This window comes from Rhizobium sp. 01N447_2 (assembly GCF_056399245.1).
In genome coordinates this window covers 42,615-58,439 of record NZ_JBFTQY010000038.1, presented here as the reverse complement: position 1 = coordinate 58,439, position 15,825 = coordinate 42,615, and the positions used below count along the sequence as shown (strand labels likewise).

At 59.8% G+C, this 15,825-nt stretch carries 13 protein-coding genes and 3 pseudogenes; 12 read left to right on the top strand and 4 right to left on the bottom strand.

Annotated elements, in window-relative coordinates; genetic code table 11:
- The first annotated feature begins 390 nt into the window (after positions 1-390).
- The 4 genes and pseudogenes from AC1ECN_RS23340 to AC1ECN_RS23325 all read left to right on the top strand — a co-directional run.
- Positions 391-1,539 carry a site-specific integrase gene (locus tag AC1ECN_RS23340; RefSeq protein WP_477954214.1) on the top strand — a complete coding sequence of 383 codons (1,149 nt, stop codon included), beginning with the start codon at positions 391-393 and terminating at the stop codon, positions 1,537-1,539.
- Between the two features lie 192 nt (positions 1,540-1,731).
- Positions 1,732-2,058 (top strand): hypothetical protein, encoded by a 327-nt coding sequence (locus tag AC1ECN_RS23335; protein ID WP_003551659.1) that lies wholly within the window; start codon positions 1,732-1,734, stop codon positions 2,056-2,058.
- Between the two features lie 191 nt (positions 2,059-2,249).
- Positions 2,250-2,505: pseudogene (locus AC1ECN_RS23330) on the top strand (recombinase family protein); the annotation flags it as partial.
- A gap of 33 nt (positions 2,506-2,538) precedes the next feature.
- A pseudogene (locus AC1ECN_RS23325) lies at positions 2,539-2,630 on the top strand (integrase); the annotation flags it as partial.
- Positions 2,631-2,725: 95 nt separating this feature from the next.
- On the opposite strand, the gene AC1ECN_RS23320 reads toward AC1ECN_RS23325, so the two are convergent.
- The 4 genes from AC1ECN_RS23320 to repA all read right to left on the bottom strand — a co-directional run bounded on the left by AC1ECN_RS23320 (position 2,726) and on the right by repA (position 8,578).
- A complete protein-coding gene (locus AC1ECN_RS23320) occupies positions 2,726-3,097 on the bottom strand; it encodes a hypothetical protein (RefSeq protein ID WP_018483756.1) in 372 nt (123 codons plus the stop codon).
- Between the two features lie 1,734 nt (positions 3,098-4,831).
- Positions 4,832-6,097, bottom strand: coding sequence for a plasmid replication protein RepC (gene repC / locus AC1ECN_RS23315; RefSeq protein ID WP_130676474.1), 1,266 nt, complete (start codon positions 6,095-6,097; stop codon positions 4,832-4,834).
- A gap of 238 nt (positions 6,098-6,335) precedes the next feature.
- A complete protein-coding gene (gene repB / locus AC1ECN_RS23310) occupies positions 6,336-7,376 on the bottom strand; it encodes a plasmid partitioning protein RepB (protein ID WP_027689819.1) in 1,041 nt (346 codons plus the stop codon).
- Positions 7,361-8,578, bottom strand: a complete 1,218-nt coding sequence (gene repA, locus AC1ECN_RS23305) for a plasmid partitioning protein RepA (protein WP_075225817.1) — start codon at positions 8,576-8,578, stop codon at positions 7,361-7,363. The genes repB and repA overlap by 16 nt, the downstream gene beginning before the upstream one ends.
- Positions 8,579-8,942: 364 nt before the next feature.
- On the opposite strand from repA, the gene traI reads away from it, so the two are divergent.
- From traI to trbL, 8 genes and pseudogenes are all read left to right on the top strand, one after another.
- Positions 8,943-9,569: an acyl-homoserine-lactone synthase gene (traI, locus tag AC1ECN_RS23300; protein WP_130674180.1), complete on the top strand. Its 627-nt coding sequence runs from the start codon at positions 8,943-8,945 to the stop codon at positions 9,567-9,569.
- 13 nt (positions 9,570-9,582) lie between these two features.
- On the top strand, positions 9,583-10,548 hold the full coding sequence (gene trbB, locus AC1ECN_RS23295; RefSeq protein ID WP_024323900.1) for a P-type conjugative transfer ATPase TrbB: 966 nt from the start codon (positions 9,583-9,585) through the stop codon (positions 10,546-10,548).
- On the top strand, positions 10,538-10,918 hold the full coding sequence (locus AC1ECN_RS23290; protein ID WP_018068562.1) for a TrbC/VirB2 family protein: 381 nt from the start codon (positions 10,538-10,540) through the stop codon (positions 10,916-10,918). The genes trbB and AC1ECN_RS23290 overlap by 11 nt, the downstream gene beginning before the upstream one ends.
- Positions 10,908-11,207, top strand: coding sequence for a conjugal transfer protein TrbD (locus AC1ECN_RS23285; protein ID WP_024323901.1), 300 nt, complete (start codon positions 10,908-10,910; stop codon positions 11,205-11,207). The genes AC1ECN_RS23290 and AC1ECN_RS23285 overlap by 11 nt, the downstream gene beginning before the upstream one ends.
- A 9-nt stretch (positions 11,208-11,216) precedes the next feature.
- Positions 11,217-13,664: pseudogene (locus AC1ECN_RS23280) on the top strand (conjugal transfer protein TrbE).
- Entirely contained in the window at positions 13,636-14,436 is an 801-nt protein-coding gene (trbJ, locus tag AC1ECN_RS23275; RefSeq protein ID WP_477954208.1) for a P-type conjugative transfer protein TrbJ, read from the top strand. Before AC1ECN_RS23280 ends, trbJ begins: the two are co-directional and overlap by 29 nt.
- Positions 14,433-14,630, top strand: coding sequence for an entry exclusion protein TrbK (gene trbK / locus AC1ECN_RS23270; protein WP_130674182.1), 198 nt, complete (start codon positions 14,433-14,435; stop codon positions 14,628-14,630). Before trbJ ends, trbK begins: the two co-directional genes overlap by 4 nt.
- Before the next feature lie 26 nt (positions 14,631-14,656).
- Positions 14,657-15,805 carry a P-type conjugative transfer protein TrbL gene (gene trbL, locus AC1ECN_RS23265; RefSeq protein ID WP_050574296.1) on the top strand — a complete coding sequence of 383 codons (1,149 nt, stop codon included), beginning with the start codon at positions 14,657-14,659 and terminating at the stop codon, positions 15,803-15,805.
- Positions 15,806-15,825: the final 20 nt, after the last annotated feature.

Here is a 15,825-nt window from a genome sequence, read left to right as displayed (position 1 = left end):
TTGGGATCGGCAGTGAAGATCACCCCATCCCGTCTCTCCCGGCCACCATCCTTGCCCGGGCTTAAACGCTGGAGCCACCAACGGTCATCAGCGCTCGACGCTTCTGCCTGCCAAACCGGCAGCGCCATCGAATCTGCCCCACTTACCCCGCAGGAAGCCGAGATTGGCAATTTGGCGAGATCGTAAGACATTGAAAATATGGTAAACCCGTCATTAACCAGAAGCGATATGGATGCTAGCTTCCGTCATCGCTCGGGATTTCCTGCGACATTTTAACCAACGATAACTACCAATTATCGATGGTTGTTGATCTGGAGCCGCAAATCAGCAAGAATCGGGGCAAATCACGGCCCTCAAGGCCGCCAAAACCCGCGACTTTTTGGGACGCCCGTGGCCAAAGCCAAGACATCACTGACCGCCGTCGAGCGCCGTGCCGAAGAGCTCGACACCATCGCCGCCGTGCTGCCGATGGAGCGCCGCGACGAACTCGCCGAACTGCTCACCGACCACGACGTCGAAACGCTGCGCCATCTCGTCAACCAGGGCATGGGCGACAACACGCTGCGGGCGCTGACCTCGGATCTCGCCTATCTGGAAGCCTGGGGATTGGCCGCCACCAAAAAGTCGCTGCCCTGGCCGGCGCCCGAAGCGCTGCTCTTAAAATTCGTCGCTCATCACCTCTGGGATCCGGAAAAGCGGGCTTACGCAGCCGATCACGGTATGCCGGCCGACGTCGACGAAAGCCTCAGGAGCCAAGGGTTTCTGAAATCCGTCGGTCCACACGCGCCAGCCACGGTGCGGCGGCGGCTGGCGAACTGGTCGACGCTGACCAAGTGGCGGGGCCTCGACGGCGCGTTCGCCTCCCCTGCCCTCAAATCAGCCATTCGGCTGGCGATCCGAGCCGCGCCAAGACAACGTCTTCGCAAGAGCGCCAAGGCGGTCACCGGCGACGTCCTGGCAAGACTGCTGGCGACCTGCGCGACCGACAGTCTGCGCGATCTCCGGGACCGGGCGATCCTGATGGTCGCCTTTGCCTCCGGCGGTCGCCGGCGCAGCGAGATCGCCGGGCTGCGCCGCGAACAGTTGACCGTCGAGCCGCCCATTCCGGTCGAAGGCGGGAGCCCCCTCCCCTCTCTCGCCATCCATCTCGGCCGCACCAAGACGACCAGCGGCGACGAGGACGACGTTGTCTACCTGACCGGTCGGCCGGTGGATGCGCTGAATGCCTGGATGGTGGCCGCCAAGATCGACAGCGGCAGCGTGTTTCGGGCGATCGGGCGATGGGGGACTGTTTCGCGACGGGCGATCGATCCGCAGTCGGTCAATGCGATCATCAAGCAGCGGGTGGAACTGGCTGGATTAGAGCGTGGGGAGTTTTCCGCGCACGGGCTACGATCTGGATATCTGACCGAGGCGGCAAACCGTGGCATCCCCCTGCCTGAGGCGATGGAGCAGTCCCGCCACCGCTCGATTCAACAAGCGTCAAGTTACTACAACAGCGCGACACGTCGAAGCGGGCGGGCAGCTCAAATGGTGTGATATATGATGTTCGTATGCGACGCGCGGATGCAACGCTCTTCTGTCACGGAGGAAAGTGGCCACTGATCGCCCAGCATCCCATGCCGAGGCGGGGAATTTCGCGGCCGTCCCAGGCAGTCACCAGCGCTTCACGCCGCGCTCAATTCCTGACATATTTGCAGAGAGACAGCCAACCGTCATGGATATCGCGTCATGAACTTGGAAACACGTGAAAAGAGGAACATGCGCGCACCTACCGGGTCCGTCACAGGGCTCTGCTCGGCGTCCGCCACAATGTTTGCAGTCGGAATGGCCTTTCTGGGTTACTGGGGGGTGTATGAACATGGGGCCTGGCATTCATTCGACTATTTTGTGATGGTTCTGGCTATCATCGGATTTGCAGCACTTGGTTCCGTGCCTTGGATTGTGACTACACCTGTAGCGGAGGAGGATGCAGACAAAGTCGTCGTCGCCAGGCGAGCGATGGTACTGGGGACGGCGTTAATCTGGATGGCCGTCTGTATTGCCCTATTTACCTGAATTGCCCTGCGTGACCCCATGCGACCGCAAGATGGATCCACTTGAAGCGATAGGGCCCGACCGAGCATTTCCCCCTGGGCCGCTGCCCCTCCCCGTCGCGAAGTAGGCTGCTCGTCAGCGGCCATGAAATGCGCGACATGCTCTCCTATCTTGATCACAAAACACGAGCGGAAAGGGTCATTTTCTCACGCCCAGGTCTTCCAGAACGGCGACCGGAAGCAATTAAAGCGGTGCCGCAAGCGCGCGAGAAACTCTATCTAGGTGAGCTCATTGCGTCGGCGCAGACGTGGCTGCCGATGGTGTGACAATTCCGGCCTCAACACAGTTGGGACAGTGTGGTTCGGATCCTCAAGCGCCGCGGCCATGATTGGACCGTCGAGCGCCGTTCATCTTATGGTCCGCGAAAAGCTCGCTGAAAAAGAACTCCTGGCCCGGTCGCCTCGCCAATGGTGATGGTTTTGGGTCGCAGCTCTGCGAAAGCAGCAGTCCCCTCATAAATCGGTGCGCAGGCTGCAAGCTACTACAACAACGCAGAACAGACGAACGGGCGGGCCGCAAGGCTGGTAATTTGAAGGAACTGACCCTCAAATCGCTCGGTTGGCGCAAAAGTGCTGCGGGGGCAATTCAGGTCGCCCTCGTGGAACGCTGGAAGCCTACCTGGTCTACATCAACGCCAGCCACTGTAATAACGATAGCCTGAGCCCTCAAAATCGCGATAGCCGGAGTTGTCCTCATAACGCGGACCACCGCTATAACGGTAGCCCGGGTCACCGCGATAACCGACATTACCTTCATAGCGCGGGCGGCCGCTGTAGCGATAATCTGCACCATCATCATACCGCGGACGATCCCTGTCCTCGATGAGAGCACCGGCAACCAGTCCGCCAATGAGCCCAGCCGCCAGCCCACCAACGATGGCAGCACCCCTGTCGCCGTGCCGGTGCTCGCGATAGTCATGTGCGCTCGCGGAGCCATAGGACGTGAAGATGCTGCCGGTCGCGACCAGTGTGGCAAGTGTCGAGAGAATGATCTTTTTCATCGGCTACTCCATCAAAGCCTGTGTTGGGAGGTAAGGCTCTTTCTGGTGACTTGATGACATTAGCGCGCTGAACAGGCTGTGAATGTTGCGTTTCGCTGTCGTTCATCGACCGTTGGAGTTGAGGCCCCACGCCATCGGCCGTGGGTTAAAGATGGCGTTCCGAACGACCGGCAGGGCGAGCCGTTAGGCGCACAGCAATGTGAACGCCGCGCGACGCGCCAACTGACGCAGCCCAAACATCAACGTGTATCCTTGCAATTGCGGAACTATCCTCCACAAATGCAAGGATGATTGAACGTCGAATATCTACAAAACTGATTGAGTTGATCGATTCGAGCCCCGCCGTTGCGCAGAGACCCATGAGCGGCTCCCGTGTAGTTGAGCTTTGTCATCTCTGGTTCGTTCGCTCTTAAGCGCCTGGTTCATTAGACGGCCGAGCCGCCTATCGCGCGAACGACTTGTCATGTTGCAAACCTGTTGCCACTCCGGGCTTGCCACGATCTCTTCGGCCAGACGGACGCGCCTCCTCAGGCCATACGCTAAGGGGCGCCTATAACTCATGAAGTGGAACTGGACGTAGGAAGGCTGGCCGCATTTCATCTATGTTCATACGCTGCTTGAACCACCCGAAAGCCGATTCCTTCTGTCCTCGGGGGAAGGGATCGGCGCATCCGTCACACTTTGAACGTCAGACCGCTCGGCACCTACCGGTCACGTCCGAAGTTCCCGGAAGCTGTGTCGCTTTTAGTGAGTGAGCTTTTTGAGGTAGGAGAAGGGTCACATCCTTGTCTGCACTCAAAAGGTAACAGCTGTTACCTTTTGAGTCCCTCGTATTGAAATCGCGTGGTTTCGCCCAACGCGAGCGATAAAAACATTCAGTTGATGTCCCGGCCAAACGGGTTTGTCGACTGGACCCTGCCCGGCCCTCTCCGTCCGTGGATAAGCAGCTTACGTCGGATAGAGGAGGCAAAACGAGGCGACGATAGGCACCTCCACCCGTCCATCTCTCCCGGGCGAGACGGCCTACAGCACCCACACCCGCAAGCGCCATTACCGGCCTTCCTGGGACCTCTTCTGTTTGGCGGGTGCCGCACACCCCGACTGAAGTTCGGTCCCTCTAGGCATCAATGCACAATGATCTCCCGCGGGGCACAAGCGGGACGAAACAATTGGCATAGCTTCCTGAATGAACATTCGAAGACCTCCTCCGCCTATGACCTCCAACACCCATGTTCTTCTTCGAGCCGAGTAACTCAAAGGACGCGCAAAGCTTTTCACCGCCGAAAAGCATGAAGCACGCAGGCAGGAGCGAGATCGCAACCGCCAGAACCGTCGAGGCTGACTGCGCGATCGATACCTAACAATCAACTGCGACACATTCACATCGGAGGGTGTCCAAGATCGCCAGCCAAGCAGGGTCCTTCAGTGGACACGAGGAATGGGGCTAATCGGCCACGGCTTTGTCGGGAGATACATCAAGTGCAGTTGTCAGCCCCCTCCGTCTTGTTGCGGAAGCCAGATGGAACATGGCGGCATCGACGTCGGGGGCAAACCGATACCCGACGAAACAACCACTCTTTCTGTATGCGCCGCTCCATTGCCGCCCATCCGACCCAGATGGCGAGACCACGCGCCTGAACTCGATCTATTCCTGTAGCGGCCACAACGCAAACTCGTCGCGATTGACCCCGTTCCGCAAGCCCAAGGGCGGAGTAACAGCTGTTACTTTTTCGCCTATCTAGCCCGCGTGTTCATCTCGCTTTCGGCAAGACCGTAAAGGCTTTTTGAGAGGTGAAGACTTCCATCGACCGCCCGGTCGACCATTGCACGGAAATACCCCCCGGGCTTTGCAATCAGCTCCGGGTCACGCAAGGATTTTTCGAGCACGGTCGCCAAGATGGCGGACGCAGCATAACGGCCGACCCTCCCGACACCGTCTACCCATGCAGCATCCGAGAGGCCGATCATGCGCCGCATCATTTCCGCCGCCCCGACAACATCGGACCATCCGTCAAACTCCACGCTGACACATTCCTGCGCCGCGCGGCACCCAACCTGCAGCAAGCCAACCGGCACCGTAGCCAGAACGGCACCTTGGATATCGCCAACCGTCTTTTCCGCCTGCCGCAATCGGGATTGCATGTCACCCGCCGCCGCTTCAGGCTTATTTTCATAAGCCATTTCGACGGCGGAGCCGTCGTCAGTTGAGATGATGTCTCGCTCGTTAGAGCGGGTCCGTTCATTACTATCAGAAAGGTTTTTAGGGGTTGTATTAATATTAGAGGTGACGCCAATGTCACCCGCGCATGACATATTATGCTCCTGGAAGCGGTATTCAGCGTATTCAAGAACCTCTGCGTGGAGTGATTCGAGACCGCTTGCCTGTTCTGCCCGGCCGGCGACGGCATCGATAATTGCTTGCGCCGCGCTCCTCCAGCTAATCGCCTTCTCCGGGAAGGCCTCGCAAGCATCGATGATTGCTCTAGAAAGCCGCGTGACCGCGCGACGTGCATCCTGGCTGGCCTTGAGTTCCCTTTGATAGTTCTCGACGCTCTCCCTGATCTCCGCAAGCCGTACGCGCGCCGGTGTGAAATCAAGCCCGAAGCCGCTGGCAACCGTCCCGTCATTGTCGCGGTACACGAAGCGTCGGCCGGTCGGACTGTCACGGTAGGCGGCAATCCCAGCCTCAACAATCCTGCGCAGGCAACGCGTCACTGTGCGTTCGGAGCGCAGTGTGTATTCGGCGAGCTTTGCGTTCGAGATGGCAACGATCGGTCTGCCTGCGCCTTTCCAGTCATCGGCGCGCGAGAGGCCAAGGAGAATGTCCAGGACATGATAGGTCGTGCCGTCGATCCCAAGGATCGGCGCTGCCTTTTTCAACAGGAGAGAAATCTCCGACTTCGAGGTGTCCGGTATGTCGTTAGCCATCGCCATCCGTGCGCTTGCGAGAATGGCCGGACTGACGCGTCTGAACGATGCGATTGCCGTTGCTTCTGTCATGGGCTAGCTGCCCGCAACGCCTTGGCGTGCGGCTCCATCGAGATTCTTGTTGATGAAAGCCAGCAGACGGACACAGTTTTTCATTCCCGGCTGTTACGCAGGGGTTGATTGTGCCAGCGGTCCGTCATAGAATCAGTTTGTAAGAGCTGATGTCGATAGGACGTTTTCGTACTGTTGGCTAGGATTTCAAGGGTTCGCCGATTGCCGTCGGTGGGCCCTTTCCTATTTCTGAATTAGCCTACCCCATCGGCGTCTCTCCCGTTTGCTTTCGGTACTCCTCCACCAGCGCCGGAAGCCTTTCGACGAGCCAGGCCGACAGGCCCGGCACCTTGTTTTCCGGAATCGTGATCAGCGTTGAAGAACGCGAAGATTTCGCGGTGATCATGGCGCCGCCGCCGACGTCGACCTCTTCGCCCTGGTTTCCTCTGGCCGCCTTGTGTTGGAGCGCGCTCATCAGCGCGGCGAAGCGCTGATCGCTCGTGGCAGCGGCCCATACAGCCGTCGAGGTCACCTTATCAATGATCGCCTGGGCCGCGGCCGGAGCCTTGCCATCCTTGAAATGAGCGGCGAGCTTTTCCCACTTGGGGCGGCCGATCGAAGGAGCCGGACCAATTCTGCCGATCAGTTCGGCCGGGACCTGTTCTGCGATTCCAATCAGCATCGAAACGTAGGTCAGCTTGCCATCCGCCCTGCCGAGCGCGGCGGCGATCGTCTCCCGCCGGAAGCCGCGCGCCTTGAGGGTCGCGGCAAAGAACGCCTGCTCGATGAAGGAGAGATTGGCGCGTTCGGTATTCTCGATACCTTGAGCGACCACCAGTTCATCGTCGGAGAGATCGCGGACGATCGCTTTCACCGGCCGTTCAAGGATCTGGCAGGCACGCAAGCGCCTGTGGCCGTACGCGACCTGAAAGTAGCCTTGCCTGTCGGGGGAGGGGCGAACGAGGATGGGAAGTCTCTGACCGCTTTCCCGAATACCCTCAACGAAACCCTGGAACTGCGGATCTCCCTCGATGTCGAGGCGGTCCCTGACAAAGGAGGGAACGACAAGAGCGGAGTCGATTTCGACAATGGCTTCAGAACCGCTCAATTGCAGGCGGAGGCGTTCGTTCTCCTCTTCGACGGCAACGAAGGCCCGGTCCATCGACTTGACGGCTCCAGATCCGACTTTCACCGCGGGCCCAGCCGAGATTTGCTTGGCAAGCTCCGCGGAATCGACATTCGCAAAAAGACTTTTCATCCGATTGGAGCGTTCTTTGGCATTCGTCATGACCGTCCCCATACCGATTTGAGGTGGTTGAAGATCTCGAGATTGACCGCGTCGACGGAATCAAGCGCGCGCGCAAGCGTGTCTCGGCCAACCGAACCACGCGCCATTTCGTAAAGGCTCTTCTTCTCAAGGCCGGCGCTGGCGATTGCGGTCGTATCCACCACCGCTGGCGCCAGCACGTCCTCGCCGAACAAGGAGCGCAGGAGCGCGACGACGTTCACTTGTGGGACGTCGTTCGGATTGTGCCTGGTGATGACATATCGGATGAAATCGTGTTCCAGAATACCGCCACGCTCCTCGATGACGTGCATGACATCGCTCATCATCGCCAGGAACTGGTTCATGCTGGCAACGTCGATCATCGCCGGATGAACGGTGATCAGCAGCGAGGTCGCAGCACAAAGCGCGCCCAGGGTCAGATAGCCCAGCTGCGGCGGCGCATCGATCACGACAACATCATAATCTTCCTCGACGCTGTTTATGACGGCGCCGAGACGCCGGAAGAAGATCCCGTCGCCGCGGCCGCCGCCGCTTGCGATCGCCTGCGGCGTCTCATGCTCGTATTCCATGAGCTCCAGGTTGCCGGGTATGAGATCGATTCCGTCAAAATAGGTATTGCGAATGACGTCGCGTATCGGCCGGCGGTTGTCGTCGTCATAACGGATCGCCGCATATATGGTCTCGTTGTCGCTGACATCGAACTCCGGCTGATAGCCGAACATGGCCGACAAGGATGCCTGCGGGTCAAGATCGATCGCGAGCACCCGCAGACCCGTCAGAGCGAGGTAATGGGCGAGATGAACGGTCGTCGTGGTTTTGGCCGATCCGCCCTTGAAGTTCGCAACCGCGATAACCTGCAGCTTCTCACCGGGACGCCGGCGCGGCAAGAACTCCAAAGCTTCCATGGGCCGCTTCACCGCCAGGTATCTGCGGATCTCATTGACCTGGGCGAGCGTGTAGCTCCTGCGGCCATTCTCCAGCCTCTCCGGCATTGCACCTTCGCCGTCCAACGACATCTGTCGGAGCGTCGATTCCGCGATCCCCAGCATGGTGGCCACGTCGCGCGAGGTAAAGGTGCGCAACGATTTCATCGCCTCCGGCGGATACATATGGGTGCGGAGAGACTGCAACTGCGCTGACAACATCTGCGCTTGACGTGTAATCTTCGCAGCAGAGGATTCGCTCGTTGGTTTGCGTGTCGTCATCTGATCCATTTTCACCTCGCGACGGTTTTTCACTGATCATCGCGTATTTTCCGTCGCAAGGGTTGCAGTTATCGCGTGAGTCGTCAAATGTTCTTTGGTTAACGAAAACTTAACGAATGACCGGTTGCCGGTAACGTGTTGCAGACCTCCTTCATATTTTTCATAGGCTTAAGACGATCGGCTGACCTCCAGTGCCGGTCGCCGTACCCACAGTTTTGCGGGTGCGACACAGCGTGAGCCGACTGCCTCGACGCGCAACGAGGCGTCGCCATCAGCCGTGACCGATGCGCGACTCGCAGATTTGCGACTGGAACCAAACCGCCGCTTTCCGCAAACCAGGATCCGCAGATCACCTTAATTGCGGAGCGGGATCATGAAGCTGATAGCACTCAAGACGCCGAAGTCGCGCAAGGACGCAGCACTTCTCGATCAAATGTACCGGCTGCGGTCGCGTGTTTTCGCCGACCGGCTCGCATGGAAGGTTTCCAGGTCCAACGGGCGGGAGCGCGATCAATTCGACGAGTTCGAACCGACCTATATTCTTGCCTTGTCGGATGGAGATGTGGTGATCGGCTGCGCACGGCTGTTGCCGGCCATCGGTCCTACCATGCTGCAGCAGGTCTTCCCGCAGCTTCTTTCGGCGGGACGGCTCGACGCCGATCCGTCCATGATCGAAAGCTCTCGTTTCTGCGTCGATACCGCGCGTTCCCGCGGGGCTGGGGAAGGGGGCCTGAGCGACGTCACGGTTGGCATGTTTGCAGGCATCCTCGAATGGTGCCTCCATCAGGGTTACCGCGAAATCGCAACAGCCACCGATGTTCGCTTCGAGCGAATCTTGCGGCGCGCCGGCTGGCCGATGCAGCGCCTTGGTCAGCCAATCATGATCAACGAGACGCTGAGCGTAGCCGGCATTCTGCCGGTCAGCTGGGAGAACTTCGAACGGGTCCGACCGCACGCCTACCGTTCCGCATTCGGTGCGCGGCGCCAGCATGCGGCATAAGCAGGCAGCCGCGATGTCGATACCGACCCTGGCGCTGCCGCGCCTCATCCGCAAACTCGAGGACGCCCTTGGCGAGGAGCTTTGCCTTGCGCTCAACGACCCGAGCGTCGTCGAAATCATGCTGAACCCCGACGGAAATCTGTTTGTGGAGCGTCTGGGACGCGGGATCGCCCACACAGGCCAGATGGACAAGCGCGCCGCCGAAGTCGCCATCGGCTGCGTTGCCCACGTGTTGAATACCGAGGTGGGCGACCGAAAGCCGATCGTCTCGGGTGAACTGCCCCTTGGCGGCCATCGTTTCGAGGGCCTGCTGCCCCCGATCGTCCCCGCCCCGTGTTTTTCGATCCGCCGGCGGGCGTCGCAGCGCATCCGGCTCGAAGACTATGTGACAAGCAGCGCCATGACGGCCGGCCAGGCCCTCGTCATCCGCCAGGCTATAGATAGGAGGTGGAACATGGTCATCTGCGGAGGGACAGGATCGGGCAAGACGACCCTGACCAATGCTGTCGTCGCAGCGATCGCCGAGCAGACTCCGAACGACCGATTGGTCATTCTGGAGGACACGGTCGAGATACAATGCGCCGCCAGCAACGCGGTCGCATTGCGCACAAGCGATCGTGTCGACATGGCGCAGCTCCTGAAGAGCACGATGAGGTTGCGGCCGGACAGGATCATCGTCGGCGAGGTTCGCGACGGCGCAGCGCTCACTCTGCTCAAGGCCTGGAACACGGGCCATCCCGGCGGCGTGGCGACCATCCATTCAAACACCGCGCAATCGGCGCTCCGACGGCTGGAGCAACTGACCGCGGAGGTCAGCACACAACCTGTACAAGCAGTCATAGGCGAGGCAGTCGACCTGATCATCTCGATCGATCGAACCCCAAAAGGCCGCCGCGTCGGCGACATCGTGCGCGTTCATGGATTTATAGACGGCGAATATCAGCTCGAGACTCATGGAGACTTGCAGCATGCGGCTTGAACGCACGATTGACCTCGCCGCCATCGCGCTTGCGTCGGTCTTCATCCTTGCCGCCCCGGCTTGGGCAAGTTCGGGCGGCGGTCTGCCCTGGGAAGATCCTCTTCAACAAATCCAAGAATCGATCACCGGTCCGGTTGCCGGGTTTATCGCGCTTGCTGCTGTCGCTATCGCAGGCGGCATGTTGATCTTCGGTGGAGAACTCAACGACTTCGCCCGCCGGCTCATGTATGTGGTGCTCGTTGCCGGCATTCTGCTCGGCGCAACCCAGATCGTCGGCCTGTTCGGCGCGACCGGCGCCTCTATCGGCATTGCCGATCATAACCTGAAGACCCGAAATGGCGAAGAGGGGAGGGCAGGTAATGGCGGTTGAGGCGACCACCTTCCAGCGCAATCCCATACATCGCGCGCTTTCGCGCCCCAACCTCCTGATGGGTGCGGACCGGGAACTGGTTCTGATCACGGCACTCGCGGCGATCATCCTGATCTTTGTCGTCTTGACGATCTATTCCGCGCTGTTCGGAGCAACGCTGTGGATCGTCATCGTCGCAGCGTTGAGGATGATGGCAAAAGCCGATCCGCTGATGCGACGCGTGTATATCCGTCACATGGCCTACAGACGCAGCTACAGGGCCACGTCCTCTCCCTGGCGACGTTACTGAGGGGCAAAGATGGTATCCCTTCGCGCTTTCCGTCACACGGCGCCGTCCTTCGCCGATCTCGTCCCCTACGCAGGTCTTGTTGATAACGGGATCATCCTGCTCAAGGATGGCTCACTGATGGCCGGCTGGTATTTTGCCGGGCCCGATTCCGAAAGCTCCACCGATTTCGAACGGAACGAGGTGTCGCGCCAGATCAACGCCATATTGTCACGTCTCGGTTCCGGTTGGATGATCCAGGTGTAGGCGGTGCGGCTCGCGACGGTCGACTACGCCTCGGCTGGGAAATCGCATTTCCCCGATCGGGTGACGCAGGCGATCGACGAGGAACGACGAGCCCACTTCGAGCGCGAGCAGGGGCATTTCGAAAGCCGCCATGCCATCATCGCTACCTATCGGCCGACCGAGCAGCGTCGATCGAGGCTCAGCAAGTACATCTATTCCGACGAAGACAGCCGAAAGCAGTCCTATGCCGACACCGTGCTCTTCATCTTCCGCAACGCGATCCGGGAAGTCGAACAGTATCTCGCCAACATCATTTCCATCAGGCGAATGCTGACGCGGGAGACCGTCGAGCGCGGCGGCGCGCGCGTTGCCCACTATGACGAGCTGCTGCAATTCATCCGCTTTTGCGTGACGGGCGAGAACCACCCTGTCAGGGTCCCCGACATTCCAATGTATCTCGACTGGATCGCGACCGCCGAGCTTCGGCACGGACTTGCTCCCAAGGTGGAGAACCGTTTTCTCGGCGTGGTGGCAATCGACGGCCTTCCGTCCGAAAGCTGGCCGGGCATCCTGAACAGCCTGGATGCGATGCCGCTTGGCTATCGATGGTCGTCGCGCTTCATTTTCCTCGACGCCGAGGAGGCGAGGGTGCGCCTTGAGCGGACCCGCAAGAAGTGGCAGCAGAAAGTTCGACCTTTCTTCGACCAACTCTTCCAGACGCAAAGCCGTTCGGTCGACCAGGACGCACTATCGATGGTCGCCGAGACCGAGGATGCAATCGCACAAGCATCGTCACAGCTCGTTGCATATGGATATTACACGCCGGTCGTCGTGCTGTTCGAGAGCGATTCCGAACGATTGAACGAAAAGACGGAAGCGATCCGGCGTCTCATCCAGGCCGAGGGCTTTGGCGCACGGATCGAGACACTGAATGCGACCGACGCCTATCTCGGCAGCCTGCCTGGAAACTGGTACTGCAACATTCGCGAGCCGCTGATCAACACGCGCAATCTCTCCGATCTCATCCCGCTCAACTCCGTCTGGTCCGGCAATCCGCGGGCACCTTGCCCGTTTTATTCACCCGATTCACCACCGCTGATGCAGGTCGCGACCGGCTCGACGCCCTTTCGGCTCAACCTTCACGTCGACGACGTCGGCCATACCCTGGTGTTCGGTCCGACCGGCTCAGGAAAGTCGACGCTGCTTGCGCTCATCGCAGCACAGTTCCGCCGCTACGAGAACGCCCAGATCTTCGCCTTCGACAAAGGCCGTTCGATGCTGCCGCTGACACTTGCTTGCGGCGGTGATCACTACGAGATCGGCGGCGACGAAGACACCGGGCTTTCCTTTTGTCCGCTCTCCGAACTGTCATCGGAGGGCGATCGTGCCTGGGCGTCGGAATGGATCGAAAGCCTGGTGGGGATGCAGGGGATCACGATCACGCCCGATCACCGCAACGCCATCTCCCGCCAGATCGGTCTGATGGACGGGGCTTCCGGTCGTTCGATCTCGGATTTCGTCAGTGGCGTTCAGATGCGCGAGATCAAGGATGCTCTCCATCACTACACCGTCGACGGCCCGATGGGCCAGTTGCTGGATGCCGAGACCGACGGCCTTGCACTGGGGCTTTTTCAGACGTTTGAAATCGAGCAAGTCATGAACATGGGCGAGCGCAATCTCGTGCCGGTGCTCACCTATCTCTTCCGCCGCATTGAAAAGCGCCTCACCGGCGCACCAAGCCTCATCGTCCTCGACGAGGCCTGGCTGATGCTCGGTCATCCCGTGTTCCGCGACAAAATCCGGGAATGGCTCAAGGTGCTGCGCAAAGCCAATTGCGCGGTGTTGCTTGCAACCCAGTCGATCTCGGATGCTGAACGCTCTGGGATTATCGACGTCCTGAAAGAGAGCTGCCCAACGAAAATCTGCCTGCCGAATGGGGCAGCGCGCGAGCCCGGGACCCGCGATTTCTACGAACGGATCGGCTTCAACGAACGGCAGATCGAGATCGTCGCGACCGCCATACCGAAGCGGGAATACTACGTCGCGTCACCCGAAGGGCGCCGCCTGTTCGACATGGCCCTTGGCCCGCTGACGCTGTCTTTCGTCGGCGCATCGAGCAAGGACGACTTGAAGCACATCCGCGCGCTTCATGGAGAACATGGCCCTCAATGGCCGCTTCACTGGCTCCAAAAGAGAGGGATCAAGGATGCTGCATCGCTTCTCAAAGACGCATAGGTTTCTGCTGGTCGCAGCCGTGTCAAGCGCACTCGTTCTGCCAGATCCTGCAAACGCCGGCAGCGCGACGGGCGCGGCGACGGAATGGACACAGCTTGCCAACAATGCCGAGCTGATCAAGTTGCTCGAAAGCTCCGGCGTCCAGGTCGAAAACCAGCTTACCCAGATCAGCCAGCTCGCCGAGCAGATCCAGAACCAGCTGAAAATCTACCAAAACATGCTGCAGAATACAGCGCAGCTGCCCAACCACATCTGGGGCGAAGTCGAGAGCGACCTAAAGCGCCTGCAGAGTGTCGTCTCGCAAGGGCAGGGGATCGCGTTTTCCATGGGCAACGCCGACGATATCCTCAAACAGCGCTTCCCAAGCTATGCGGATCTCAAGACCAACCTGTCGGACGGGACGAGCTTCTCCTCGACCTATCAGTCCTGGTCCGACACCAATCGTGACACGATCGCGGGCAGTCTGAACGCCGCAAGCCTGACGGCGGACCAGTTCGAGACCGAAGAATCCACCATGGCGTCGCTCCGCTCGATGTCACAAAGCGCGGACGGGCAGATGAGGGCCCTGCAGGTCGGCCACCAGATCGCGGCGCAGCAGGTCGCCCAGCTGCAGAAGCTGCGCGGTCTACTTTCCCAGCAAATGACGATGATGGGCACCTGGCTGCAGGCAAACCAGACCGACAACGACCTGGCGCAGAAGAGAAGAGAGAAGTTTTTCGAACCCGCGGGAAGAGGAATCCCCGATGGACAAATGATGGAGCCGCGCTGGTGAGCCCTCTCGCGATCATTGCCTTCCGCGTCGGTACGGTTGGAGTGGCCACCGCAGCGGTCCTCGTCGTGGCGGATACACATGCCCATCCTGCCTCGACGACCGCGACAGCCGCCGAACAACGCCTGAGGGATTTCTTTAAGCCGTTGCCGAAACGGAATCTGAGGCAAGGACAGGAGATGCGGACAAGGTGGTAAACTCAGGACGAACCCTCGGATTGGTCATGCTTGCGATCGGCCTTGCAATCGTGGCGGTAGGGCCAGCCTTCGCCCAGCAAGGATCGGCGCTCTCGACGTTGGAAAACCAGGTGGTCAATGCTGCGAAGGATTGGGAGTCGACAGTGTCACGGGCAGCTCGGTCGCTCTTTTGGATCCTGGCTGGGATAGAAATTGGAATAGCAGCCGTATGGCTGGCGCTGCAAGCTGCGTCACTGGATAGTTGGTTCGCAGAGCTTGTTCGCCGGATCATGTTCGTCGGTCTCTTTGCCTTTATCCTGGACCGGGGACCAGCGCTCGCCAAAGCGGTGGTGGACAGCCTATACCAGTTGGGCGCGGAAGGTGGCTCCGCTTCTCCGGCCGCAATCTTCGACGCAGGCATAGAGGTTGCGGACAAACTGTCCGAACAGGCTCAGTTCGGCCTCTTTGAGGACAACTCTCTAGCCATTGCCGCCGTCTTCGCCATGGTTGTTGTCGTCATCGCGTTCTCGCTCGTCGCTGCGGTGTTCGTCGCTGTCATCGTCGAAATGTATGTGGGCTTGTTGGCCGGCATGATCATGCTTGGATTAGGTGGTTCGTCCTTCACCAAAGACTTCGCAGTCAAATATCTCGTCTATGCGTTTTCAGTCGGTATGAAGCTGATGGCACTGGTAATGATTGCGCGCATCGGCTCGGAGGTTCTCATCGGCTTGGCCGAGGCGTCTGTCGCGGCGGAGCAGCAACTCATCACCAGCCTGGCCATCGCTGGCCTATCAGTTGTCGTCTTCATCATATCAATCTACGTCCCAAACATTCTCCAGGGTGTCGTCCAAGGCGTCTCCGTCAGCGGCGGCATGGAGGTAATCCGCCATGGCGGGCAGGCGGCATCATTCGCACTGGGCGCATCGCTTCTGGCCGGCGGTGGCGCCAGCGCGGGTTTTGCCGCCGCGCGTGCTGCGCGTGCCGAGGGTGCGTCCATGACGGGCGCTGCCTTGCGCGGCATCGGTGCGGGATTGAGCGCCACGGGCGAAGCGGTCGGATCTGCGGCCAAGGAAAAGGCGATCGGCTCGCCTGGTGCCCATGCCGGCTCTCTTCTTGGCCTCGCCAATGCGAAACTCGATCAGGCGCAAGCACGCGGCGGTCTGCGCCCGTCGCCGCTCCGCGACGACAAAAAATAATTCGTTACAAGGATCGATCG